Genomic DNA, 26,095 nt, shown 5'->3' with positions numbered 1-26,095 from the left:
CCCATGGATATCTGGCCTATCTGTTCGACAACCAAAGATGGCAATCCTTTAGGAGGAGATGAAGAATCATCGCTTGCAAAATAAATACTTTGACCTACTTTCATACAGCCCCATCTTCCATTTTTTCATCCTCTTGACCCATATTCGAAGGCAGTGGTAACATACCTCTGCAACCAACTTATTAGGAGTAATAGTATGAAAATCGCTCGCTTTGCTGCACCAGATCTTGGGCCAGAAAATATTGGAATCGTGCTCAACGGTGAAGTATTCAATTTCACAGGTGCCTTTCAGGCATATCAGCTCTTTGAAAAACAAGTGTGCGAATGCCCCGTTCACTCACCAATGGAGCTAATGGAAAAGGGATTATTTTCCGTCGAGACATTCCAAAATGTTCTTGATTTCTCCAAGAAACACGGAATGATGGAGCGCTTCACTGTGAAGCAGTACAAGCTTCTTGCGCCAATTAAAAGGCCTTCGAAGATTATCGCCCTGGGGCGAAATTATATGGCGCATGCTCTCGAAAGCGGCATGGCGATACCGACCGAACCAATTATATTCGCAAAGGCGAACTCGGCGGTAATTGGTCCAGATGAGCCGGTTATTTACAAAAAATTCCTTACTCGTGTTGATCCTGAAGGCGAACTTGCAGTAATTATTGGCAAGGAAGGCTCAAGCATTCCCGAGAGCGAGGCGGAATCGTATATTGCTGGATACACAATAATGAACGACGTAACAGCTCGTGATTTACAAAAGCATGATTTAAGCATTTCAAGCCCATGGCTTAGGTCGAAAGGGATTGATACCTTCTGCCCTCTCGGACCTTGGATTGTGCTTCCAGACGAGATTCACGAGCCCGTCGAGCTTGACATTGAAACTCGTGTGAATGGCGAAGTTCGCCAGAAAGACAACACACGAAGCCTGATGTTCAAGATACCATACCTTATTCACTGGATATCCCAATATCATACGCTATTCCCTGGCGACGTTATTTCAACAGGCACCCCTGAAGGGATGAAGCCAGTGTTTCCCGGGGATATTATGGAAGTCGAGATAGAAAAGATTGGAATTTTAAGGAATCCAGTGGTGAGCGAGTAGGACACAGAAAAATAAGGCAATGGAAGTTTGAGAGTTTTCCACCACACCATCTTTTGCACTCAGCTCAATTAATTAAAGATGCGCATTGACGATAAGTATTTAATCAACCTGCATACTAAGCTTGTGAATATACCAAGCGTCTTTCCGAACGAAAAGGAAATCATGCTTTTTCTTGAGGATGAACTCAAGTGTTTGGGATTTACCCCGCACCGCCTGACGGTAACGCAAGACCGCTTTAACCTTCTAGTACGAATTGGAAATGGAAGCCCCATACTTTGCCTGAACGCTCATTCTGACACAGTTCCTCCTAGTGGAAAGTCAGTGCCCAAAGCAAAGATTAAGAATGGACGCATGTATGGGCTGGGTAGTGCAGATGATAAAGCATCAATTGCCGCCATGGTTGCCGCAATTCGGGCAATCTCCGAAGCGGATGTCAAACTTAACGGCACACTAGACCTGTTTATTTCCGTTGATGAAGAAGGCGATGCGCAAGGCGTTCGGTCGGCAATCGAGAATGGTTATAAATGCGATATGGTAATTACAGGCGAGCCAACCAACCTCCAGATGGTGCCAACCCATTGCGGCTTGCTTATTTTGGAGATCACCACCTACGGAAAATCCACCCACGGTTCAATCCCAATGCAAGGCGTCAATGCGATTGACCGAATGTTTGAGCTTATTTCCGGACTTCGCAAAGTAGCGACAGAATACCCATCCCATCCGCTAATTGGGCCAGGAACAATGAACTTAGGGATAATAAAAGGAGGCGACCGACCAAACCGCGTACCCGACCGATGTGAGGCGGCAGTAGACATTCGATTAGTGCCACCAATGACCGTTAAGGAACTTCTTAATCGCATAAGACAGTACTTCGACGATTGGAAGGGGAAGGCAGACTATAATATTGCAAAACAGGGCGAACCGCTTAACACACCGCATGACTCAAACCTTGTGTGCGCGCTTGCTTCTGCGGGCGAGAAGATTCTCGGGCATGCACCTGAGATTGTCGGCTGGCGCGGATGGACAGACGCAGAATCATTCCAAACGGGCATTGGGGTTGATGCGGTTGTATTTGGGCCAGGCAAGCTTGAGCAAGCACATTCGGCAAACGAATACGTTGACCTGGAGCAGGTATGCCTTGCGGCGCGCATATATGCTGAAGTCACAACTAGACTATTGGCAAAATGACTATCAAGAGTAATTTTTTAATAAGGATTTTACGATGTTTCGACCTACGGTTGCCGAAATTGATTTAGAAGCAATTGCGTTTAATTTTCGACAGGTCCGAAATCTAGTTGGACCGGAAGTAAAGATATGTCCAGCTGTGAAGGCTGACGGCTATGGGCACGGTGCAATCCCCGTAAGCCAAGCAGTCCTCAACGCTGGCGCCGAAATGCTAGGAGTAGCCACCCTCGAGGAAGCACTTGAACTTCGGAACGCTGGTATTAATGCGCCAATATTAATCCTTCAATGCGTTCTTCCAGACAGCATTCCGGAGATTATTGCACACAACGTGAGCACAATGGTGTGCGATCTTGTATTTGCCGCTGAGCTTTCAAAATGCGCTGTAGAAGCAGGCAAGCGGATGAAGGTCCATATCAAGGTTGACACTGGCATGGGACGCCTGGGCATTAGTCCAGCTGAAACAGTGGGGTTCTCAACCCAACTCTCAGGAATGCCTGGGTTGGAAATCGAAGGGATTTTTACACACTTCCCCTCTTCTGGCGACCCAGATTTAAGTTTTTCTCATGCACAGATTGAGGAATTCCGACGACTCACAGATGAAATCCGCAAAGCGGGCATCCGCATCCCTCTTCGACATATGGCAAACAGTGCGGCAATTTTAAACTTACCCGAGTCATACTTCGACATGGTGCGGCCAGGAATAATGCTATACGGTCTTCACGACACAAAGCACCTCGTCCGTGATGTTGAGCTACGGCAAGCGATGACCCTAAAGACCAAAATTGTTTTCCTAAAGGAGCTCCCTCCTGGTAAATCGGTGGGCTATGGCCGAACTTTTGTTGCTAAGAGGCGCACTCTGGTTGCCACAATTCCCATTGGCTATGCTGATGGATACAACCGGTTGCTCTCAAATCGAGCACCAGCTTTGGTTCATGGAATAAGAGTACCAGTCATCGGAAGAGTCTGCATGGACCAAGTGATGCTTGACGTAACCGACGTCCCTGGAGTTTCCACAGGCGACGAAGTTGTCCTCTACGGGCGGCAGGGAAACGAGTTTATTTCCATAGAAGAAATTGCCGACCTTCAGAACACGATTGCCGACGAAGTCATATGCTCTGTCAGCAAGCGGGTCCCAAGGGTATACGTCAACGCGAAAAACCATCAGACTGCCTAATACCATCCTTTCACTGAATCTCTTATTCGGCCTGTGGTCAAAAAGTTACCACCAAACAAATATCTCGGCGCAATGCGCAGTGCAAGCGCTAGGGCGCAGACGCAGTCGTCAGTATATCCCCTCCGTGCGCTAGTTCTCACGTTCCCCGATTCCGTTAGCTCATATTCATAAAATTGGAGCTCCTGGATAAGATGTTTAATATACGGAAACCGAAGCTCATTATGGGCAAGACGGACAGCTAAGTTATCAATTAATTCGCGCTTGGTCTTATTCGTAAAGATTACGCCCTCAAGTTCTGCGTCTAGCCCATGCTCTTCCCAAAGCACATGCCCCAGGTTTTCCAAAAGCGGGTCGCCAATAGAAGACTGGTCTACAGCAATTCCTCGAACTCCAAATTGGCAAAGTATGTCAGCAACTCGCTTAACCTGCAACTTCCATTCCATACGGTTGAAACGGTCTAGGGCAACTACGTGGAATCGGTGGGCGCCATGCCCAACGCCATTTACTGGCGATTGGTAGCCTACAGCCAATACAACCACTGCGGTGTAGTCTGAGTAACGTGCCCAATCAACACCCGCCACAAAGGCCGTCGGTTCAAAGTTGATTTGCTCAGTGCAAATCGCCTTTTGAATGTCCTCCCAGGCGAATACTGAATTTTGGTCATCAATAAACTCCGCTTCATATTCGATTTTAAACTGCCGCTCGGTCAATATTTCTCGCTGGTTTTCTATATACTGTCTGCTGATGTATGGATTTGCCCACGACGGGAAACGGAACGAACGATATGAATATCTGGCATTGGAAATCGGATGTTTGCCGTCAGACTCTGCTATTGTTGGCTGACAATTGCTTCCTCGGATGAAAGCACGATAAAAATGGTTTTTGCCAAAAGGCGTTGATATCAGCGATAATTGGCCATTTCGATCGGCTAGCATTGGCCCAATAACCTCTTCGACTACTTCATCACGCACAAACGCAGCTTCATCCACCACAACGCGGTCGGCTGAATGGCCTCGGAGATTTCTTCCATCCTCATCAGCTGTCCGAGCCATGATTCTGCTGTTTCGCAGGCAAATTTCAGTATAAGGCGTTCGAGTAATCTTGGTATACTTTCGGATTTCAGAATGGGAGAGGAGCAGCCTCTCGACTGTCCGCGAAATCAGCTTGCTCTGGTCATAAGTGGGAGCGACTATCATTTGGATTGAGCCGTTGTTTGAAATAGCATATGTTGCGACATCAATTGCTGCGGCTACGGTCTTTCCCCAACGTCTCCCACATGCCGCCACCTTTACTTGATGATTGTCCAATAACCACTCCTTTTGCGTGGGATGGGGCTTCCACCCCCAAAGCAAATCCGCAAGTTTAATCCTCTTCGCTGGAGTCATCATCTTCACCTAATTCTTTAGCCTCAATCTGCTGGAGAATTTGTTCGATTGAATCATTCTCATGAACATCCGCGTCCTTTAAAAGATTGCTTGCCTTGAGGAGGTCAATAATTGCTTTGTATTTTATTTTTTCATCCTTCGATTTGATGAGGCTCTCGAGTTCGCGGGCAGCCTCTACATAACGCTCAGAAAGTAACCTAAGTGCCGTACGGCGATTTTCTTTGACATAATCGCATATGGCGCTGGCAAAATCAGGGCTCCTTTTCCACTCATCAAGTGTCCTTTTGCTTATTCTCAACTTCTCTGCAATCTCCTCATCTGTCAACCTAAAAAGCAGGGGAATAGCCCTACGCTGGTTTGTAGTAAGCATATAATTACCTCTAAATAACAGTATTTAGGAACGAATGTTCACTAATTTCTCAGCATTCGCAAATTGGAACGTTTGCCGAGGTCTTCCCATTATTACAAGACCTCAGCATATGGGAGAATAAAAGAACAAAAAGTGAAGATTTCGTGAACCTTTAGTTAGACAACCAATTAGCAAAAAGCTTTATTTTCTGTGCTCAAGTTCATTCCTGCGACTGCATACTGGAAACACGGGGAATATAAATACTAATGGCACCAAGTCTGGGAGGATTAAAAAGTGAAAAACCATGATTCAAGATTACTAGAGGTGACTTTCATCGAGGCGCCAAGCATCTTTGAAACAAGAACCAAGCAACCCATTATCATAATTATTAAGAAATAACCAACCGCATTGACTATCAAAGATTATTTGGTATAATTAACCAGAATTTTTGAAGGAAGAACTCTAAAAACACAAATTGATACAACAATGCAATCCTCTTAGAAGAAGTTGTCATAGAGGAGCAAAGAAGTTAATTCCAAAAATTGCTGAACGCTTTGCGGATAAAAGCGTTTAGTTGATAAATTAAGGACTGCTTAGCAGTCTAACATCGCTCATAAGTTTTAGACAAGGGATATTTGATGAACGAAAAAGTGGAGCAGATTCAGGAAGTAAGAACAGAAAACTGGCACGCAATTACCGTTAATGAGGTATTCGATCACCTAAAGAGCACTCCGGACGGCCTCTCAACTGCTGAGGCGCAAGCAAGGTTAGCAGAATATGGCCAAAATGTGCTTCCCGAAGCCAGGCCGGTTTCGCCCTTCATAATCTTTATGCGCCAATTTCGAAGCCCCCTAATTTACATTTTGCTCATTGCGGCCTTATTCTCATTCGTCACAAACCATCCTATCGATGGCGGCGTGATAATGGCAGTGCTAATCCTAAACGCACTCATTGGATTTTTTCAGGAATACAGGGCGGAACGAGCACTCGAAGCTCTGAAAAAGTTGGGCGCACCGCGAGCAATCGTACTGCGCGATGAAGAAGAGGTGAATATTCCCGCCAGCGAGCTTGTGCCAGGTGATGTGATACTTCTCACCACGGGCGAACGCGTGCCAGCCGACGCCCGGATTTTCGAAGCGATAAACCTTAAAGTGGACGAGTCCAACCTAACTGGCGAATCATTTGCAGTTGATAAAAGTATCGAACCGCTTCCTCCAGAAACACCTCTAGCAGACCGAAAGAACATGGTTTATTCGGGAACAACAGTTGTTTATGGCCGCGGCAAAGCAATTATCACAGCCACTGGTGTAAACACCAAAATCGGCCAAATTGCATTGAACATAGCAACCGAGCCAGGAGAACTGACGCCGGTTCAAAAGCATCTTGCAACTCTTGGGTCGAACCTCGGAATTGTAGGAATTGCCATTGCTGTGATTATTATCGCCGCCGGGTTGATAAAAGCATTCAGCCTTTACGAGATGCTCTTCACTGGCGTTGCAGTAGCCGTGTCGTTTATTCCCGAAGGTTTGCCAGCAGCTGTAACTATCGTACTTGCGGTTGGGGTTCAGCGGATGGCACAGCGGAACTCACTTATCCGCAAGCTCCCAGCAGTCGAGACTCTGGGGTCTGCAACCGTAATCTGTACCGACAAGACGGGCACGCTAACAAAGAACGAAATGACAGTCCGGGCGGGCTATACCCCAGAGGAGGCGTTCACTGTCACTGGTGAAGGTTATGCACCGATTGGCAAGTTTCTCATTGGAAACCAAGAAATTGATAAAAACCACATAGGGATTCGAAGGCTTTTTGAGGCACTAGTTTTGTGCAACGATGCACGGCTACATCATGAGGACAATGGATGGCGCATTGTTGGCGACCCGACCGAGGGGGCACTTGTCGTCGCAGGCGAAAAGCTTGGCTTGCGGAAGCATGAATTAGAAGATGAACAAAAGAGGATTGCCGAACTACCATTTGACTCCCAAAGGAGATATATGGCTACGCTCCATCTACTGCCAGATGGGCGAAAAATCGTATATGTCAAGGGCGCTCCCGAAAAGATACTTGCAATGAGTGGAACCTACCTAAAAAGCAATGATGTGCTGCCACTCACCTCCGATAAAGCCGCCGAATTTGTAGCTCGAAATGCTGAAATGGCAGAGGAAGCTTTAAGGGTCCTTGCTGCTGCCTATAAAGAACTACCGCGTGAACAGGAAGTAATCAGTCATTCGGATGTAGAGTCAGGCCTTGTTTTCCTTGGAGCAGTTGGCATGATGGATCCCCCAAGAGAAGAAGCACCAATGGCAGTCAAGCAAGCAAGGGAAGCTGGAATTCGTGTCATAATGATAACCGGCGACCATGCTAATACCGCACGCGCCATAGCGGAATCGATAGGCCTTCTAGAAAGAGAAATGATGGTTGTAGAGGGCAGGGCGCTGGACAGAATGAGCGACGAAGAGCTTGCCCAAGCAATCGGACGCATTGCTGTAATTGCACGTGCTGAACCTGAACATAAACTTCGAATTATTAAGGCATTAAAAGAGCGCGGTCATGTTGTGGCTATGACAGGCGACGGCGTAAATGATGCTCCAGCGCTCAAATGTGCTGACATCGGAATAGCTATGGGAATCAGCGGCACAGACGTAGCAAAAGAAGCAGCAGATATGATACTTCTTGATGACAATTTTGCAACAATCGTATCAGCTGTCGAAGAAGGCCGCGCTATATTTGCAAATATCCGCAAGGTTGTTCAATATCTGCTTTCAACAAACACCGGTGAGGTATTCATATACCTTACTACAATTCTCTCAGGTCTCCCATTGCCTTTATTTCCGGTGCAAATTCTTTGGATTAACCTAGTCACTGACGGCTTTTGCACAGCTCCACTGTCGTTTGAACCAAAAGAACCAGGCTTGCTAAAAGAACCACCTAGAGATCCAAAGGAGCGCATAGTTAACCGCTATGTGGTTAGCAACATAGTTTTTGTGGCACTTTTCATGCTAATTGGAACCTTCTCGCTTTACTACTGGGGGCTTGGAAGCATAGGCATATGGAAAGCTCGAACCTTCGCCTTTGTGGTTATGGCGCTTTTCCAAGCATTTAACGCATTGAACGTTCGATCGAGTCGCTACTCATTGTTCAAAATTGGCGTGCTAACTAATCCATACTTGCTGGCTGGCGCAACCGCGTCTGCAGTTGCCCAGATTGCATCAGTCCATTTACCATTTTTCCAAACAATATTTCGCACAGTGGCTCTAAACCTATCGGAGTGGACAATTATGGTGGCGGTTTCCAGTAGCGTCTTTATCGCTGAAGAAATCAGAAAGGCGTTTTTACCACACTTATTCATGCCATCACAAACTCGGCACGCTCCTGGAAATCAACGCACTCAGTAGCAATCAAGTGGATATACGCCGAAGCACCTCTTCAGATTGAATACCAGTTGCAATCAGTTCAAAACGGCGAGCTGAATTCTCCTCCGAGATATATATTTCCAATCGGTCGTCTGGTAGTATGCTTGGAATCTTCTCAGCCCACTCTATAATTGTAACACCCTCGCCATGAAAGTAGCTCTCATAATCGAGATCTTCCATCTCCTCACGACTTTCCAAGCGGTAGAGGTCGAAGTGGTATACTGGAACGCGCCCTTTGTGCTCGTGGATAAGTGTAAAAGTAGGACTATGGACAAGATCGGTGACACCAAGACCCCGCGCAATTCCCTTAGTGAGCGTCGTCTTGCCTGCACCAAGTTCTCCGATTAGCGCAACAACTGCCCCAGGTCTCAGCGCCCGACCGATTTGTTCACCAAGTAGCTCTGTTTCCTCGGAAGAATATGTGTAAAACGTCTTGGACAGATGTGTCATAAATCAAAAGGAAACCCATAGAAATCGTCAAGTTAGATGTTATTTTTTGAAGTGCTCCCATCCTCCCCACAAAGGCCTTTTTGAGCCATCAGGCATGACAATCTCAACTGTCTTGTCTTCTGTGAACTCTCCAATTTCGGTTACGCGAGTTCCAGTGCCTTCTTTAATAGCCTTAATAACCTTCTTAACGTCATGTGGTCCAACTGCCATGAGGAGTTCAAAGTCTTCTCCGCCGCCGACAACGAGCTCCAGCGTATCCATTCCCAGTCTTTCTGCAGCCGACTGGAGATCACTGCTTATCGGTAGTTTGCTAGCATATACTACTGCGCCAACGCCGCTTGCTTTGCACAACTTTGGAAGGTCAGCACCCAATCCATCGCTTATATCCATCATCGCACGAACCGCATTGGTTGCAACAGCAGCACGGGCTTCGAGCACGCGTGGAATTGGCGTCAGATGCTGGCTCACAAGCCATCCATGCAACTGCGCTGCTTCCTCCATACCAAACCTTAGCAAGAGTTCCAAGCCTGCCCTTGAATTTCCAAGCCAGCCCGTTACAAGAATGCGGTCGCCAGGACTTGCACCGGACCGTCGTGCGATGAGGTTTGGCTCAATTTTGCCCATCTGACATATCCCAATCACCGAATCCTGCCTTACGGAAATAGTATCTCCTCCGATAATTTTGCTTTCGAATCTCTCGGCACATTCAACAAGCCCTCGGTAAATTTCATCTACGAAGCCGATGTCGGTATCGGGCTTCAATCCGAGAGATATCAGCGTCCAGGTTGGAAGCCCTCCCATCGCCGCAATATCGCTTATGTTGCTCGCCACCGATTTCCAGCCTAGCTGATATGGAGTGACTAGGTCAAGGCGATAGTGAGTGCCCTCAGCAAGCATGTCAGTGGTAATAATCGTATGCATCGGACCGCCGAGGTCGAGCACAGCCGCATCATCTCCGACGCCAACAACAAGCCCTTCCGAAGATGTGGGAAGGCTAAACTCCTTCATTAGATGCTCAATCAGAACTTCTTCACCGATATCTGCTAGGTTCATATCAACCTACCTTCCGGCGTTAAATTTGACTGGCTGTCTTCTTTACCAAAGAAACTACGTAACTTCTATAGTCATCATACCATTTTTTCGCCTCGGGACCGAGAACTGGTCGGCAAAATTCACGATAACCCCATGTAACAATACGCTCTGAGTACTCTGCTGCAAGCATTAGCTTCTCTTTTAGGCGCTCTATTGGCACGGGCCTCCATGGAAGCCCCTTTGCCTCCGAATGATGCACGCGTCCATACAATCTAATGTACTCTTCTTTACTTTGACAAACGTACTCAGCAGTTTCAACGTTTCCCCAAAACCTTGCATTCGAATCACGACAGGCGTTATACATAGCCTCAAAAAAAGGCCTGCGCTGGTCATTTGTAACATAAGAAAAATGCTCACCGCTGTCTTGAAGCATTATCACGTCAATGCCACTCCGCTTTATTAGCTTAGTCCAATATTGACGGTACTCATCAGGTTCGTTATACCTAAAATCGCCAAAAACTTTCTCACGGTCAAGGATGAAAAAGGGCGAAAGCGTAACAGGAAGATTTGCCGCCCTTTTGCAACTTTCAGTTAGCTTAGAGTAGAAACTTTCAATCAATTCAGCGAACTTGCCCCAACACATATAAATCTCGTGGGGTATGTACCATGCATAAAATGCAGGATGACCTGCAAAGCGCTCACCAATTTGCCTAACATTTTTTGTGCAGAATTCTAGTTCATCTTTCAGGTCGGATTTCAGGTACCACTTCCCTGTAGAACCGGTATCAAGAATGACTTTTACCTTCCGCTTGGCGCAAAGATTCATGAGTTTGTCCAAAGGATTGTCCTGATGGGCGAGCGCCGAAGGCGCATTGGTAAGCCAAAGAAGGTCAAAGCCGATTCTACGTTGGTGGTCGAGTTCATCCCGCCAGCCTGATATTCCCCATTTCGCAGACTCGGCAGGATTCATCCACCAAAGCGGACCTAAAATCAAAGGCGCGCACTTAAGCTTAGGCGATGCCATCAGGTGTTCGCCAACCAACAATCCTGCTACTGAACCAAAGATACATCTGCCGATTGCAGAAAGTACCTCACGACGGTTCATTTTATATGGTTTTTCGAAAAACCAAGCGCAATTCCCTTTTACTTTTTACCCTAACATGCCAAAGTCAATACCCACTTTTTGCTTGGAAGAATAGCATAAACGCTAAAGTGGGTTAATAGCTGAATCGCGTTGTCTTGCCAGAAGAAATCAAAGGTTGGTTGTATAATTTCAAAGCAGACTTCTGTGGTTGCCGAGGTTTTTCCTTGCAGCTTGGTAAAAGTCATTAACTTTTTATGTTCTGAATGCCTTGACTACTCAGACCAGACGCGAAGCACGCCGCCAACAAAAAGCACACACATTCCACCAACAGCCATCACGGTTGCCAGCGAAAAACCCCAAGATGCCGAGATAGCTCCAAAAAGAAATGCTAAGAACCCAACGATTACTAATGATAAACCAATCTTGCCGCGGAAACTGTTTGGAATCAGCAGAAAAATATCTTTCTCATCATCGGCGCTTTTGCGAAAATACGTCCAAATTCTGACAGACCCTTCGCTTTGCACAGGCTTCGTTAGGAGGCTAACGATTGGCGTAACAATTAATGCCGTTCCCGAGCTAACAAAAGGAGCAATATTCCTGAGGGCGGGCTCTAGATGCTTCAATCTTTCATGCCAGCCGACCGCCCATACATCAACTTTGCCAGGGATAGCACTCATCAAAGGATATAAAATATTGTGGAAATACGTTGGAGTTACCACCAGGTATGTAAGAATGCCAGCCAAGCCACCTATAAAAAATCCCGCCATTGCCCCCTGCCAGGTTGTACGTTTCCACATCAATCCCCAAATTACTGTTATAACAAATAACGGCAGGTCCACTATTCCAACGACTGTCAGGTTAGCTCTGACAGCACCGGAAACAGAATGCATGAGTAGATAATATGCTACCCAAAGCATAAGCGCTCCACAAACAAGAGAGCTAAATCTAGCTGCATATATTAACTGGCGCTGGCTTGGCTCCTTTCGCTTCATCGCTCGAAATACATCATTTGTGAATAAAGTAGCGACCGAATTGATATCCGCTGTGATGGTTGAAACCTGTGCAGCAACCAATCCACAAAGCACAAGGCCGAGTATCCCCCTTCCCACCTGCGGTAGATACGTGGCCAAGAACCATGGAATCGCATGATCGGGGTTCTCTATAGGTCCGGGATGTATTTTTGCCAAAGCGACGCCTGGAAGTATCCAAAGAAAAGCAAGCGGAGTTGTTATCAGCCCCGATAGAACCATTCCTTGTGCTCCAATTCGAGGGTTCCTTGCTCCAAGTGCACGCTGCAATATTACTTGGTCCACGGTTGCCCACTTTGTAGAAATTAAGAGTATCGCAAGTATAAACAACCAATTGAACTCGCCTGCTCCAGCAGGCACCAGTTGGACATGTACTGGCTTACCATGGGTTTGAAGCCAGTTAATCAGCGTTGGCGTACCTCCCGCCAAGTGAACAGCGATTGGAAGAGTGATTAATCCACCCAGAATAATCAGCGCAAACTGGAGGGAGTCCATAATTGCAACCGCCCATGCGCCGCCAATCGCCGAATACATGATTGCAATTAGTGAGAAAACCATAAGCCAACCCCATGGATTGTTCCAGCCGGTGATTTGAATGCCTGTTGTCGTTGCAACGTATAGAAAAATTCCAAGAAATATGCAAAGCCTAATTCCCCAAAAGGCACCAACCAATACACGCAGAGAGCGACTGTATCGGATTTCTAGAAACTCTGGAATTGAACGTACTCGCAAGCGGCGCATGATTGGTATGACAAAAAGACCCGACAATACCAACGCCATATTGCCAGTCCAATTCTGCCAGATAATCGAGATACCCTTCTGAAATGCGATTCCTCCCATGGAGATGAAGTGAAACATGCTAAGATTAGTAGCGGTTATCGTAGCCCCGAGGATGAAAGGAGTCAACTGCCGACCAGCCACAAATATGTCATCCGAGTGCCTGATAAGCTTCGATAGCGTCAATCCTGCCAACGCAAGACCACTTAGGAATATGCCGATAATAGCATAGTCAACCCATGTCATAATCTAAACCTTGTAATAAAAATTTACTTCTTCGTCTCAGCGCTCTTCCTTGAGTCGTTTAGCAATCTGCCTGAATTCACTTATAGGTACAGCAATCCAGATGCACAAAATGAGAATACCGCATCCTTCAATCGCCCATAGCATCCAATCCATAGATACCTCCTTAATACTAGCAATGGAATATGATTACACCTTTTCAATCCGTTATCACGAATTCAAATGGCGCCTGGCGGGTATATGCGCCTGGTATTGCTTGGCCCCCATGGTACACCGCCATACCCAAGTAATTGCCAAACACTTCATGAAGCACATTTCCAACACGCCCACGGGTAACCGCTATATGATGTGTAAAATGGTCAAGTAGAATGTCGCGATAAATATGCTGGAGCCGTGGAATCCTACACCACGCCCCAGCACCAAAAGTCGCCGCTGGTTCCTCGAAGAATCCCTGTGCGATAAATGCTTTCCAACCCTCTCCTGGAAGTCCCTGTGCTACCCGGCACAAAGTTACTGGTCCTGGCTTCACTCGAAGCTCTAGCACACCGGTTGATATCTCTGAACCTATGTGCTTGCTCATAATTCCCTGCACGTTCATTTTTGGCTTTTCTTCGGCAAAAGAGGGTGGAAAAACGCCACAATGCCAAAGATTCACCAATTCCGGGTCGCTGTTGTGTAAATTGTTCCAGTCGAGCAGTGCCGCTGATGAACCTGAGGCAAGCGTAAGCGCATACATTGAGAGTGCACCGAGGACATCCGCCTCACATGCAACCGGTATGCCAGCATCTCCTATCCGCGCAAGCACTCCACATGCGACTATGCCGTAGTTAAGCTGAAGCGAATTCCAACATTGGATTGCCACTGCATTCATATCGAATTGGACGATCATATCTTCAAGCGCTCGTTCGAACTTTGCAATCTTTAGAAGTATCTCAGGCGAAATGAGCGATGTATCTATCTTTGCCTGGATGTCTTGCATCTTTGCCTGCACTCCAGGCTCGTCGTCATTAAGCCTATTCGCCGCACCCAGGAGCTCCGATAGATCTTTCGGAACGACTGTCACACCTATCTGTTGAAGCATTTTCTCATCATAGCGGCAGGTCCAGAACGCCTCCGGGCGCGGTCCTATCTGGCCAATGCGTGCTCCGCGCATCCCCTTTATTACTCTGCAGATACGCACAAAATGGTCAAGCTCTGTAAGAAAACCGTCCTCGCTGGGATAACAAATCGGGGTTTGAGCAATGGTGTATTTTATGCCTGCTTGACGTAGCGCCTCGGCTATTGAGAGAAGTCCGCAGAAGGCATCGCGTCTTGGAAGATTGGGGCGAAGAACTTCTTCCTCATGACAACCAAAGATCATTACCGGAACGGCTTTGCCGGTGCCCTCGACCGCTGTGACACATGCTTGTTCATCACCGAAATTCATTGCGCCGACGACTATACCATCAACTCCAGCTGAGCGGAAAAGTTCGCCGCACTTACGTCCCTCATCCCGATTCTTGACGCACCCAGCCTCCGTCACATTCTTGTCAGGGACAACTACCTCAACACCAAGCCTTCCAAACGCATCGAGAGTCTGGTCCCGCATTTTCAGCGCAAGCTCGGTTGAAAAATAACGCCTGTTTGCGGGAACAAAGCCAATCTTTACAGGCATGCTCATTTTCGTGCTTCTCCTTATCGCTTAATTGCAAATACAATACCAAATAAGAGAGTTTTGGTCAAGTAAGGTTTCAATAAGAGGAAATAATGGCGTCTAGCATACATTTTTCGAATATGATATAATATTTGAACTTATGTTTTCTTAGCATGTTCGATTGCTTTTGGGGCTTTATCGATGCAGAACAATTACGCATATATTGGGCTATTGCTAATAATCGGAGTTGCGTTCTGCGTTATAGCCATGTGGATCTCATGGGCACTAAGGCCTACGCACAAGTCCGTGGGCGCAAAAAGAGAAACATATGAGTGCGGAGAGGTCCCTTTTGGTGATGCATGGAAGCAATTCCGCATCGGCTACTACATATTTGCGCTAGTATTTGTCATCTTTGACGTCGAAGCCGTATTTATTTTCCCTTGGGCTGCGGTTTTAAAGAGCCTAAAGGCCATGCAATTTGGACACATAAACATGGCTGTATTTGCATTTATTGAAATGATGGTCTTCATTGCAATCCTGTTAATAGGGCTCATATATGCGTGGTGGAAGGGAGTTTTGCGGTGGGAATAGCTGAGAAGCTGCCAGAGGGAAACATAATTACTACTTCATTGGATACAGTGTTAAATTGGGCACGCACATCTTCCCTTTGGTACATGCTCTTTGGCCTCGCATGCTGTGCAATTGAACTGATGGCAACTGGAGCAGCCAGGTTTGATTTCGACAGATTTGGCATGATGTTCCGAGCATCGCCAAGGCAGAGCGACCTAATGATTGTCGCCGGCACAGTCACAAAAAAAATGGCACCTAGAATACGCCGCCTATGGGAGCAGATGGCGGAACCGAGATATGTGATTGCTATGGGAGGATGTGCAATATCAGGTGGACCTTTCTATGATTCGTACAGCGTCGTGAAGGGCGTTGACGAAGTAATACCGGTTGATGTTTATCTTCCTGGCTGTCCGCCAAGACCAGAGGCGCTCCTCCATGCGTGCATAAAACTCCGCGAGAAAATCCGCAAGGAGACTATCGCAACCAAAAAGCATAATGTGGAAGCAACAAAGCAATAGAACTGAAAATCGCTTCAAAAGCAGCTGTTGGCAGTTGCTAGCAAGTTCTGAGAAGTCTTTTATTTTCAATTTATCACTGAACTTTTCGAAAAATGACTTTGGAAACTATAAAAAACATAATTGAAGAACATTTCCCTAACTCAATTGAGGCATTCGAGGAAGTCTTTGGCAAACCAACGTTCACAGTCAAGGCCAGCGACATTGTAAAGATATGCCGATTCCTAAAAGAAAATCCAGACCTCTACTTTGATTATCTGATGTCGCTCACAGCTGTCGAGTGGCCCGACCGATTTGATGTCGTTTACCATCTCTACTCAATTGAAAAGAAGCACTTCCTAACCTTAAAAATTAAAACTGACAAGGAGAACTGCGAGGTACCATCGGTTACGTCCGTCTGGAATGCAGCTAATTGGCAGGAGCGAGAGGTCTTCGACATGTTTGGCATTCGATTTGACGGACACCCAAACCTCAAGAGAATACTTCTCGAACCCACTTGGGAAGGTTTCCCATTAAGAAAGGATTATGTAGAACAATAAACAAAAAGTAATTTAAGTATCAAGAAGATGGTTTAAGATATGCCTACAAGCACGCTAAAAACTGAAGAAATTCAAATAAGCATGGGTCCCCAGCACCCTAGTACACATGGGGTGCTTAGGGTAGTGCTTACACTGGATGGGGAGATAGTTGTTGACGCCCAACCAGATATAGGCTATCTCCACAGGGGCATCGAAAAATTAGCCGAAAAGCGTTCATACCTTCAATTTGTCACCCTTACCGACCGAACGGACTACCTCTCCTCAATGCTGAACAATGAAGTCTATGCCTTGGCAGTCGAAAAGCTCATGGGCATCGAAGTCCCTGAACGTGCTGAGTTCATCCGGGTTATTATGATGGAGCTAAATCGCATTGCTAGCCATCTTGTATTTGTAGGAGCTTTTGGACTCGATCTTGGAGCCAGCACACCGTTCATTTATGCCTTCCGCGAAAGAGAAGATATCGTTGACCTGTTCGAGATGACCTGTGGGGCGCGCTTAACCTACAACTACATCCGACCCGGAGGCGTGGCGCGTGACCTGCCGGCTGGTTTTGACAAAAAATGTAGGGCTTTCCTAAAAAAGATGCCTGCTCGGATGGACGAGATAGACGATCTCTTCAGCAAAAATGAAATAGTTTTAATTAGGACACGCGGAGTCGGCTGCATCTCAGCCGAAGATGCCGTTAATTACGGAATGAGCGGACCAAATTTGCGCGGTTCAGGCGTACCATTTGACGTCAGAAAGGATGACCCATATTCAGTATATGATCGTTTGGACTTCAAAGTAGTAACGCAAACTTCGGGAGACTGTCTAGGAAGATATCTAGTTCGAACTGGCGAAATTAGGGAAAGCCTGAAAATCGTTGAACAGGCACTCGACATGCTCCCCGAAGGCGAATATACTGCCAAAGTACCCAGGGTGCTAAAACCTCCTGCAGGAGAAGTCTACACCCATATCGAATCATCAAGGGGAGATCTTGGCGTATACCTGATTAGCGATGGTTCAACTAACCCATATCGTCTCCATTGGCGTGCACCATCATTTATTAATCTGGCCGCCCTTAGAGAAATGATGAAAGGCTGGAAAGTAGCTGACACTGTTGCAATCATTGGCAGTCTTGACATAGTCCTAGGTGAGGTTGATAGATAAGGGGGTGAAAACTTGTCAGCAAGGCCATTTTGGATTCTTCTTGCAATAGCCGCAATCATACTTGTCCTCTGGTTAGTAATTAAGCCAATAGCTGACATGCGCATCACCGACGACCTGTTGGGAATGCACCAGCCTGGTCTAGGCCGTGCAGAGATTAACCAAATGACGTTCATACAGCGCTGGCTCCAGTGGTACGCATTCCATCAGGTTAGAGCCATAATAATCACCACAGCCCTTGTACTAATGGGAATTTTTGGTGGAATCCTCATAGCTTCGGTGGTTTTCCGCAATCTAGTCAGCTTTAGCAAGAAATTCGAGCACATGGACGGCATCGATAAGATTGCATTATTCCTAGGGCTCTCCATTGGCTTATTGCTAAGCATCGTATTCGTACCATTTATATCCAGCCGAGCAGGTGATGCTTATTGGTTCCTGGCTATAGTCGTCTTTGTCGCCCTGATGTACATATCGGTATGGACAACCATGAGCATCAAAGACGAGCTTAGGCATTACTTTCCTGGGCTGGCGCGAGTCAGCGAACTAGGCACCAAGGAATATCAGAAGCCAAAAGTTCTTGACACAAATGTCATAATTGACGGTCGAATTGCGGATATCTGCCGCACAGGCTTTCTTGAAGGAACAATTTACGTTCCGAACTTTGTATTAGAGGAGCTAAGGCATATCGCCGATTCGGAAGACTTCCTCAGGCGAGCTAGGGGCCGCCGAGGCTTAGACATTCTCAACCAAATGCAAAAAGAGCTGAACTTGGTTGTAAAAAGCTTTGATACGGTTGACCCAACAGATGCTGAGGAGGTTGACGAAAAGCTAGTAAAAGTCGCAAAAGACATCGGCGGTTGCATTGTCACCAACGACTTTAACCTAAACAAAGTGGCTGAACTCCATGGTGTCACCGTTCTCAATGTAAATGAATTAGCTAATGCGCTAAAGCCGGTAGTGCTTCCAGGTGAGGAACTAACGGTCTCTATAATTAAAGAGGGCAAGGAGTCTAACCAGGGAATCGCTTATCTCGACGATGGCACAATGATTGTTGTTGAAGGCGGAAAAAAACATATCGGCGAGACCATAGACGTAGTTGTCACTAGCGTTCTACAGACTGTAGCGGGAAAAATGATTTTTGCAAACCTCAAAGCCGTTCAGGAAGAAGAGGATGAGTTGATTGAGCGAAATATCCGCAATTATTCCAGCATCCGGCCTCGGAAGAAGATTAAGTAGGGGGATAAGCAAAGCTTTCGTCCCCCTACTAGGTAAACCACTCATTGTCTTTACACTTCGCCCTTTTGAACTCTCCCCTTCTGTTAGTGAGGTTATACTCGTTGTCGGAGAAGACGACATTCCCAGTGCAAAACAAATTCTGAAGAACTATGACATCAAGAAAGTTAAACAAGTAGTTGCAGGTGGGAAAGAGCGGCAAGATTCTGTCCGCAATGGCCTTAGCTCAATCTCCCCTGATGCGGAAATTATAGTTATCCATGATGGAGCACGTCCCTTAGTAAACTCTGGGATTATTGAAGATTCGATTAAAGCTGCAAAGGACTATGGCGCCGCGGTGGCAGCAGTACCCGTTACGGATACAATCAAAACCTCTACTAACGGACTATTGGTTGAATCCACACTTGACCGCAGCAAACTTTACGCAGTTCAAACCCCTCAAACTTTCAAACGTGAGGTAATTACTGCCGCTTACGAGCGCGCATATGCCGATGGATTCTACGGCACGGACGATGCCTCCCTGGTTGAGCGCATTGGCATCCCAGTCGTCCTTGTCGCTGGCTCACAAGAAAACATAAAGGTCACTACACCAACAGATCTCATAATTGCGGAGGCAATCTTGAGTAAGAGAATTCCATGTCATTTTCAAACCAAAGTTGGCTATGGATATGACGTCCATCAACTCAAAAAGGGTAGAAAGCTATACCTAGGTGGCGTCGAGTTTGAAAGTGAGGAAGGACTGATTGGTCACTCAGACGCAGATGTAATGCTGCACGCAATAATGGATGCCGTTCTCGGAGCCGCTGGCCTTGGGGACATTGGAAAATTATTTCCAAATACCGACCCAAAGTACAAAGACATCCGAAGCACAACATTGTTGGCAGAGGTCGGCAAGTTGATTGCGAATGAAGGCTTGGCGGTAGGAAATGTTGATGTAATGCTACTAGCCGAGCGTCCGAAAATTTCGGCTCGTATTGCCGAAATGCGCTCAGAAATCGCGAAATGGCTTGGAATCAGTCCCAGCCAAGTGAATATAAAAGCCTCGACATCCGAAGGGCTCGGTTTTGTCGGCAGAGGTGAGGGCATAGCTTGCCATGCGGTGGCGACAGTATATCCATCCGCAAATCATGGAGGGATTCCAAAGTGAGAAAATACTTGCCAACAATTACTCGTCTTCCAAAGGGAGAGATTTCCCACCGCCAATTCTTTTTTTCCGAAAAGCTCCTTGCCAGCGCATTTGGAGTACGGCATGTCTACGCACCGGTAAAGAAGGTAGAATGCCAGATTGAAAGCCCTGGACCGAATTTCGAAAATATAATGCTGTGCGACCCAATCCCTATAGAAGACGGCACATATCGGACTTATGGTATGACTAATATTATGGGACAATCGGGGATGCGCATCGGCGTCTGGGAATCGCTCAATGCTTTCCACTGGACTCCAAAACTACTAGGTCAAGTAGAGATTGACGGACATGACACTAATCTTATCTGCTTTGAAGGCATCCGCGACCAAACATTCCTCACGCATCCAAAAGTTCTACAGCTACCAGACGGGCGATGGCGTATGTACTTTTGGAAGCATCGAGAAGGGCATCTGCGCTACCTAATCGCTGAAAGTGAAGACGGCTTACGCTGGCGCGTGCCAAACATTGAGAAGCCAGTCCTATACCATCCGCATGACGGCGGCCTATGGAAGCTAGCCGAAGGACTAAGTCCTGAAAAGATGATAGAAATTTCGCTCCCACAAAGCGAAGTTCTGGCACGCAAACGCCTTTGGACAAACGACTCGACGCATGTTTATTTCAACGACCAGCTTGGCCGCTTTGAGTGTTATTCCGTCTGGCTTCATCCAGCAATACCAGACCGACGAGTAGATGTGGATAACGCGCCGGGGGTCCACCGTCTTATCCACCGACGATTAAGCGAAGATGGCATAAATTGGAGTAACCCTGAGCTAATTCTAATGCCCGACGACCGCGACCCATGGGACCTGCAGTTCTATTTTTTAGCCGTCCAATGGCATGAAGACTTGATGATAGGCATGTTAGGTTACTATCGCGTTGAAGACGGGCAGCAGACGATGGACACCGACCTTTGCTTTTCGCGCGACGGAAGCTACTGGGAGCGCCCCGTCCGCGGAGGCTGGATTCCTCGCTCGGAAGAAGGCTCAGGAGCAATGGATACAAAGGGCATTTATGCCGCAAACTCCTGGGTAGACCTGGGCAACCAATGGTTGGTGCTCTATTTTGGAACGCCTGACCCACACAATGCAAAGGTCCATAGAGTTAAGACTATGGGGTCTTGCTTTGCAAAAAACCGTTTTGTTGGTTTAAGTGCTGGACGCACGCTAGGCGGGTTCATTACCGACCCACTCTTCCCGTCCCGCGAAGAAATATGCGTTGATGCAAACATCCGCGGCTGGTTGAAAGCTGAATTATGCGACGCTTTTGGCAGAAAGCTTCCTGGCTTTCACCTAAATGACTCGATACCAGTCCAAGGAGATTGCGAAGAGCACATTCTTAGGTGGAAAAATGCATCAATTGCCGACCATCGCTACGAATGCGTCCGCCTTAGGTTCGAGTTCGTGGACGGCGAGATCTATGGTGTTAATTTCTGAAATTGTCGACCACTCATATTCAGCGGCAACTTAAATCAGCAACCAAGGCTTTTAACTATCTTCAGCGAAGCAAACAAGAGGCAATGCGGATTTATTTTCACACCAAATCTATTAGGTGGTCCAAACAACTTTATACAAGTAGCTAGTTAATTTCAACCTCTAACTTTGTGGACGCCGCATTACCAGCTTGGTCGATTGATTTAATCTCAACAGTGTGCTTTCCTTTGTCAAGAGGCTGTGTCACCACTACGAAAGTTTCGAATTGCGTATCGAATATGCCATCAGAGGCAGCCGCCGCCATCCAATCTCCAGAGTCAACCTTAAATTGGACACCAGCGACCCCCACTACGTCGTGGAACGTCACACCCTCTACCCTCACAGACCTGTCCGCCAAGATGGTGAGAGTCTTTTTAAACGCATAAACCTTCGGAGCTTTGTTCGTTACTATAAACGGCTCAGAAATCGCTTCGACCGTAAGAGGGTCTATAGGATTGCTTGTTCGGTCTGAAGCTACAATTTTGATTAGATATGTTCCGTCAGGATACTTCGAAGTATCCCATGTAAAGCTTGTTTGCTTAGTTGAAGAAGTATCCGTCTTGACCTCTGCCTTGCTGTCCTCTTCTCTTGAATCTGCATTTTCTTTAGCCTGCCTGCTTCCCTCTGCAATAATTGATGGCGCTTGTTCCATTATCTTGTCTTTCACGTCCTGCGGAATTTCGGGGTGCTTTTCAAGCTCGGCAGCCATCTCCGCAATCATTTTCTCAGGGTCATCGTTTTTTATGCTAATCGGCGCAGTTGCCTTTCGATTGAGCTCCTTTTTCTCGGACGACTGCTCTCTCGGCGAGTTGTTAGTCGTTTCTGGTGAAGACTTAACTTTATCGCTCAACTTCTGCCAAGTCGCACCATTATCGGTAGAACAAAAAAGCTCATAAGTTAGAGTATCGTTATCTGGGTCAGCGCCCGTCCACTTGATTGTCTTTTTCTTTGACCACTTCTCTCCTCCCTTAGGCGAGACAAACGTAACCTTTGGGCTTTGATTCTTAGGGAGAAAAACGATTTCAACATCCCTCAGCTTGGGGCTAATTGAGGCATCTTCGGTAGCAAGCGTTGCTATATACTGAATATATCTTCCCGGCGGACTGGCAATCTTTGAACCAGATGATAGATAGGGTGATGACCACTCGCTCCATGTGGAATCAGGTTCGGCCACCCACCCTGTGCGTGTTCGGAGCGTAACAGATGAACCCTTGGGAGTCTCCGCAGTCCAAGTAATCACACCCCACGAGGAAGCTTGCCCGCAGTCGTGCACCGGCGACTCATATGTACCTTCAGTCGTTTTGCCTACATCTGCCCGGTAAATTGACCCTATATTTCCAGTGCCTGCGAACAGAGTACCATTTGAAACCGCTAGCGATAGAAATTGCACATCATGCTCGTTGTTTAAAGTGCAGACTGTTTCGTCCGGAAATATCTTGAAGACGTTAGATGCATTGAGCGCATAAACATTCCCAGAAGCTTCGGCAACAATGCCATATATTCCCGTACCTGCTTTGTCGTAAAGTACTCTTGAAGGTGCATCTGGCGCTAGCTTGTAAATGACGCCCTTGGGCGATGTGCCCGCAAAAACCACGCCACTCTCATTAACGGCAAGCGCTGTCACAGATTCTTCGGCAGCATCATAAAATACGCTAACCCTGCCGGCTGGTGTAATTTTGTAGATTATACCGTTGAGGCCAGTGCCAACGTACACATTATCGTTTCTGTCTACAGCTAGCGATAGAGCATGGAATTCTGAAGTATCGAGCAGGACTTCTACCTTTGAGTCAGGCGATATTCGGTAAACCTTGCATTTATCGCCAGTCGCTGCATAAATGTTGCCTTTGCTATCGAGTGAAAGAGCCGATATATATTTTTCGTCAGCATCGAAAAGCGCGGTAGCCTTGCCATCGGGGGCAATTTTCAGAACCTTCCCATTTGGAGAAGTTCCAGCATAGACATTGCCAGCGGAATCCAACGCCAAGCTGTGGATTGCCAGCTCATCGGAGTCATAATAAACAGACGCCGTTCCATCCGCAGCCACTTTATATATGATGCCGTTATTACCTGTACCCGCAAAAATGTTTCCATTGCCGTCTGGAAGAAGGGACCATACGAAAGTCTCGCTTGACTCGAAAAACGGCTTGATGGAGCTTGCCAATAATAGAAGGTCGCCAGAAGTTGCGGCAGTGTTTACAAAGGTGCCTAGCATAAAATCGCTACGCGTGGTTTGCTTCCAAACTGATGCCGCTCTGCCCACTGGCTTCTCTTCAGTAGATGCTGTAGAAGTAGTAGGAGAAGTAGTCCCCTTGGGAGATTCGGTCTTGCTCCCCAGCATCTCGGTTTGTTTATCTGTTTTCTGGGGCTCAGACTTGGCGGGAGGCTCAGTCGTCGAGGATAGAACCCTAGTTTGAATATCACCATACGACGGTATGCCAAATTCCGAATAATCCGTCTCCGACGGCTTGCCTTCACTACGTCCTGGAGCCGAACCTTCATCCTGCTCTTCCTCGCCTCCTTGAGAGCTAGGTGGTTGTGCACTTTCAGGGCCCTTTGGCGACGTGGACTTCTTCTCGCTCTTTTCCACCTTCTGTACGGATATTGAAAGCATTTGCATACCCTGAATGATCCAATCGGTTGAAACAACGGTCTTGACCTCATCGCGCTCTGTGGCGAGGGCGCTGGATTTTGAAGATCTCATTGCATCGGCGATAGAAGGTGGAAGCCCAGAGAGTTTTTCTCCGCCAATGCTTGGCACAAGCTTTGGAAGCGTTATCTTTGCTACCAATTCGTTGTTCTTTTCACGCTCCAGAAATTTCCTAACCATTTGCTGGAGGTTCTCAAATGCAGGCCTCGAAGGCGAAATAACCGACTGCCCACCAATAATCAAAGACTCCTGCACGCCTTCCTCAGAAACAACCATCGCCACGCCGCTGCTGGCGCCGCCTCGGATTTGTATTTGGTAATTTCCCGACTGCATATTCTTCGGAAGCTCTAGCTTGATGGTTTTTGTCTGTTTTTCGCCTTTGAAAGGTTTAAGCACAACGCCAATCTCAACTGTATCGCCTGGCTTATACTTGGCTTCTTTTAGGAATACGCGATCGATTTTAGCCGTGGGATGCTTTGGTGTTATATCTGCCCATACTTCTACTTTCTGAACTGCTACCGGATAGAAGGGGTTGAAGCGAAGCATGCTCAAAATTTGTATAAGCTCATTTACCGATTCCATGTCTATCGAGACAGGATCGAAAAAGACATTTTCCCGTGTAATTGTACCTAACTCTTCTGCGGTTACCTGGACCTTCACATTTGCAGTAGCATCGCCTGGGCTGCCTCTTAATTCAAAAATCGCCTCTGCGGTTGCTGCCACAATGAAATTCATTGCAAGCAATGGATGATTGATTACTTCGACGCGAAAATCCCTCTTTCGGTCGGTTGCCTTGTCAGTGACGTGAACAATTACTGGGATGGTTTCTGCTTTTCTACCAATCTCACCAGCAATAGCCCACGGTCTATCCTGAAAAACGCATCCAATCGTCTTAACCGGAGCCGCAATCTTACTCGAGACCATAATACTTGGAAATATATCATACACATATGCAGTGGTGAGTGGGGCGGCCATTGGGCCAATGCCGTTCATCAAGCCATCTGAGAACATTGGATGTCCGAAGGCAACTATTTTATTTCCTCGCCGATAAGTCACCGTTCCAATCCCTGTGGCATCAAGGTCACCAGTAACGAAAGAAACTCCGACAGCAGCGCCTGGCTGGATGTCTATATCTAGATTTGCTTTGTCAACCGCTCTGCCTGGACCAGCGATTGGAATCACATTTAATGGCTTGAGACTTTCGCTAAGCCAAGCCATAATTCTAGGCGACATGCTACTAACTAATATATGCGTGGCAAGCGGACGCATGTACAGAACGCCTGGCTCTGGCGCCAATTGCGTACCAGCATAGTCAATGCTTATTTTCGAATAGGATTTCCCATTTAGAGTAATTGGCCGCTGTAGACCAGTGGTACTAAATGGGAAGAATGAGGACGGCTTGCTTGGCAACTTGGGGTCCCACGCCTCTAGCATATACTGGATTGGCGTTACCATGGCAATGGGCTCTTTTCCAAAAGCCTCGCCGTAAGCCAACGCCCCAGCAATTTTGCCGTTCAGATAAATGGGGCTTCCACTCATTCCCTGGATTAAGTTCGCACCTCGAGCCGTAATCGGCCCGCCCGTCATTTTAACCAAGATTAGGTCGGTGCCGAAGTTAACCTTTTTCATTATGCCGAGAACTTCAACCTGAAAGGTCTCGATTTTAGTTCCTCGGAAGACCGTCTTACCATAACCCTTCATACCTGGCTTAATTTCATCGACGAGTATTATGTTCTTCGCATCAACCAGGTCAATAGGAGGCATTACTTTATTTGCCGCATTGGCAGAAAAGCCAACAAACAGACCAAATAAAATGGGGAGAATCCAGAGCCTTTTGAGAGACATGCGCCGAATCCCTTTCATTAAAAGAAGCGGTAAATAGTGCGATAAATCTCGATTTCGGTTTTGTTACTAGTTTATATCACCTTCTAGGAATTAGAGTCAA

At 46.9% G+C, this 26,095-nt stretch carries 19 protein-coding genes; 11 read left to right on the top strand and 8 right to left on the bottom strand.

The annotated features are described in order from the left end of the window. Positions 1–195 precede the first annotated feature (195 nt). The 3 genes from QHH26_02540 (at position 196) to alr (ending at position 3,454) form a co-directional block, all read left to right on the top strand. A complete protein-coding gene (locus tag QHH26_02540; protein MDH7480840.1) occupies positions 196–1,095 on the top strand; it encodes a fumarylacetoacetate hydrolase family protein in 900 nt (299 codons plus the stop codon). A 78-nt stretch (positions 1,096–1,173) separates the two neighbouring features. Then, a complete protein-coding gene (locus tag QHH26_02535; protein ID MDH7480839.1) occupies positions 1,174–2,283 on the top strand; it encodes a M20 family metallopeptidase in 1,110 nt (369 codons plus the stop codon). Between the two features lie 34 nt (positions 2,284–2,317). Beyond that, complete coding sequence (gene alr / locus QHH26_02530) at positions 2,318–3,454, top strand: alanine racemase (protein MDH7480838.1); 1,137 nt, start codon at positions 2,318–2,320, stop codon at positions 3,452–3,454. Here alr and QHH26_02525 read toward each other — a convergent pair. Next, a complete protein-coding gene (locus QHH26_02525) occupies positions 3,451–4,761 on the bottom strand; it encodes a terminase family protein (GenBank protein MDH7480837.1) in 1,311 nt (436 codons plus the stop codon). The genes alr and QHH26_02525 overlap by 4 nt on opposite strands. Positions 4,762–4,816: 55 nt before the next feature. Beyond that, positions 4,817–5,209, bottom strand: a complete 393-nt coding sequence (locus tag QHH26_02520) for a phBC6A51 family helix-turn-helix protein (GenBank protein ID MDH7480836.1) — start codon at positions 5,207–5,209, stop codon at positions 4,817–4,819. A 617-nt stretch (positions 5,210–5,826) separates the two neighbouring features. Here QHH26_02520 and QHH26_02515 point away from each other — a divergent pair. Beyond that, complete coding sequence (locus QHH26_02515) at positions 5,827–8,580, top strand: HAD-IC family P-type ATPase (GenBank protein ID MDH7480835.1); 2,754 nt, start codon at positions 5,827–5,829, stop codon at positions 8,578–8,580. Positions 8,581–8,583: 3 nt separating this feature from the next. On the opposite strand, the gene tsaE is transcribed toward QHH26_02515, so the two are convergent. From tsaE to QHH26_02490, 5 genes are all read right to left on the bottom strand, one after another. Further along, a complete protein-coding gene (tsaE, locus tag QHH26_02510; GenBank protein MDH7480834.1) occupies positions 8,584–9,048 on the bottom strand; it encodes a tRNA (adenosine(37)-N6)-threonylcarbamoyltransferase complex ATPase subunit type 1 TsaE in 465 nt (154 codons plus the stop codon). Positions 9,049–9,087: 39 nt separating this feature from the next. Next, positions 9,088–10,101, bottom strand: coding sequence for a thiamine-phosphate kinase (gene thiL, locus QHH26_02505; GenBank protein MDH7480833.1), 1,014 nt, complete (start codon positions 10,099–10,101; stop codon positions 9,088–9,090). A gap of 19 nt (positions 10,102–10,120) precedes the next feature. Continuing rightward, a complete protein-coding gene (locus QHH26_02500; protein ID MDH7480832.1) occupies positions 10,121–11,185 on the bottom strand; it encodes a DUF4434 domain-containing protein in 1,065 nt (354 codons plus the stop codon). A gap of 251 nt (positions 11,186–11,436) precedes the next feature. Beyond that, positions 11,437–13,215, bottom strand: coding sequence for a sodium:solute symporter family protein (locus QHH26_02495; GenBank protein MDH7480831.1), 1,779 nt, complete (start codon positions 13,213–13,215; stop codon positions 11,437–11,439). A gap of 196 nt (positions 13,216–13,411) precedes the next feature. Then, on the bottom strand, positions 13,412–14,872 hold the full coding sequence (locus QHH26_02490) for a hypothetical protein (protein MDH7480830.1): 1,461 nt from the start codon (positions 14,870–14,872) through the stop codon (positions 13,412–13,414). 174 nt (positions 14,873–15,046) lie between these two features. Here QHH26_02490 and QHH26_02485 point away from each other — a divergent pair, with 174 nt between their 5' ends. From QHH26_02485 to QHH26_02455, 7 genes are all read left to right on the top strand, one after another. Beyond that, positions 15,047–15,436, top strand: coding sequence for an NADH-quinone oxidoreductase subunit A (locus tag QHH26_02485; GenBank protein ID MDH7480829.1), 390 nt, complete (start codon positions 15,047–15,049; stop codon positions 15,434–15,436). Further along, positions 15,427–15,933: an NADH-quinone oxidoreductase subunit B family protein gene (locus QHH26_02480; protein MDH7480828.1), complete on the top strand. Its 507-nt coding sequence runs from the start codon at positions 15,427–15,429 to the stop codon at positions 15,931–15,933. Before QHH26_02485 ends, QHH26_02480 begins: the two co-directional genes overlap by 10 nt. A gap of 98 nt (positions 15,934–16,031) precedes the next feature. Beyond that, on the top strand, positions 16,032–16,469 hold the full coding sequence (locus tag QHH26_02475; GenBank protein MDH7480827.1) for an NADH-quinone oxidoreductase subunit C: 438 nt from the start codon (positions 16,032–16,034) through the stop codon (positions 16,467–16,469). A gap of 39 nt (positions 16,470–16,508) precedes the next feature. Beyond that, complete coding sequence (locus tag QHH26_02470) at positions 16,509–17,618, top strand: NADH-quinone oxidoreductase subunit D (GenBank protein MDH7480826.1); 1,110 nt, start codon at positions 16,509–16,511, stop codon at positions 17,616–17,618. Between the two features lie 12 nt (positions 17,619–17,630). Beyond that, positions 17,631–18,851, top strand: a complete 1,221-nt coding sequence (locus QHH26_02465) for a TRAM domain-containing protein (GenBank protein ID MDH7480825.1) — start codon at positions 17,631–17,633, stop codon at positions 18,849–18,851. Continuing rightward, the gene (gene ispD, locus QHH26_02460) at positions 18,796–19,995 is read left to right on the top strand and encodes a 2-C-methyl-D-erythritol 4-phosphate cytidylyltransferase (GenBank protein ID MDH7480824.1); all 1,200 of its coding nucleotides are present in this window, start codon (positions 18,796–18,798) and stop codon (positions 19,993–19,995) included. Before QHH26_02465 ends, ispD begins: the two co-directional genes overlap by 56 nt. Beyond that, a complete protein-coding gene (locus QHH26_02455; GenBank protein ID MDH7480823.1) occupies positions 19,992–21,467 on the top strand; it encodes a hypothetical protein in 1,476 nt (491 codons plus the stop codon). Before ispD ends, QHH26_02455 begins: the two co-directional genes overlap by 4 nt. Before the next feature lie 142 nt (positions 21,468–21,609). Here QHH26_02455 and QHH26_02450 read toward each other — a convergent pair whose 3' ends face one another. Next, a complete protein-coding gene (locus QHH26_02450; protein MDH7480822.1) occupies positions 21,610–25,995 on the bottom strand; it encodes a SpoIVB peptidase S55 domain-containing protein in 4,386 nt (1,461 codons plus the stop codon). Positions 25,996–26,095: the final 100 nt, after the last annotated feature.

It is taken from the genome of Armatimonadota bacterium (assembly GCA_029907255.1).
Taxonomy (GTDB): Bacteria; Armatimonadota; UBA5829; order DTJY01; family DTJY01; genus JAIMAU01.
The sequence above is the reverse complement of the archived record's forward strand: the minus strand, read 5'-3'. Positions and strand labels throughout refer to the sequence as shown.

Coding starts and splice junctions, on each gene's coding strand:
- QHH26_02490 (MDH7480830.1), bottom strand. CDS start 14,872: ATGAGCATGCCTGTAAAGATTGGCTTTGTTCCCGCAAACAGGCGTTAT.
- QHH26_02470 (MDH7480826.1), top strand. CDS start 16,509: ATGCCTACAAGCACGCTAAAAACTGAAGAAATTCAAATAAGCATGGGT.
- QHH26_02500 (MDH7480832.1), bottom strand. CDS start 11,185: ATGAACCGTCGTGAGGTACTTTCTGCAATCGGCAGATGTATCTTTGGT.
- QHH26_02495 (MDH7480831.1), bottom strand. CDS start 13,215: ATGACATGGGTTGACTATGCTATTATCGGCATATTCCTAAGTGGTCTT.
- QHH26_02485 (MDH7480829.1), top strand. CDS start 15,047: ATGCAGAACAATTACGCATATATTGGGCTATTGCTAATAATCGGAGTT.
- QHH26_02450 (MDH7480822.1), bottom strand. CDS start 25,995: ATGTCTCTCAAAAGGCTCTGGATTCTCCCCATTTTATTTGGTCTGTTT.
- QHH26_02535 (MDH7480839.1), top strand. CDS start 1,174: ATGCGCATTGACGATAAGTATTTAATCAACCTGCATACTAAGCTTGTG.
- QHH26_02540 (MDH7480840.1), top strand. CDS start 196: ATGAAAATCGCTCGCTTTGCTGCACCAGATCTTGGGCCAGAAAATATT.
- tsaE (MDH7480834.1), bottom strand. CDS start 9,048: ATGACACATCTGTCCAAGACGTTTTACACATATTCTTCCGAGGAAACA.
- thiL (MDH7480833.1), bottom strand. CDS start 10,101: ATGAACCTAGCAGATATCGGTGAAGAAGTTCTGATTGAGCATCTAATG.
- QHH26_02520 (MDH7480836.1), bottom strand. CDS start 5,209: ATGCTTACTACAAACCAGCGTAGGGCTATTCCCCTGCTTTTTAGGTTG.
- alr (MDH7480838.1), top strand. CDS start 2,318: ATGTTTCGACCTACGGTTGCCGAAATTGATTTAGAAGCAATTGCGTTT.
- QHH26_02515 (MDH7480835.1), top strand. CDS start 5,827: ATGAACGAAAAAGTGGAGCAGATTCAGGAAGTAAGAACAGAAAACTGG.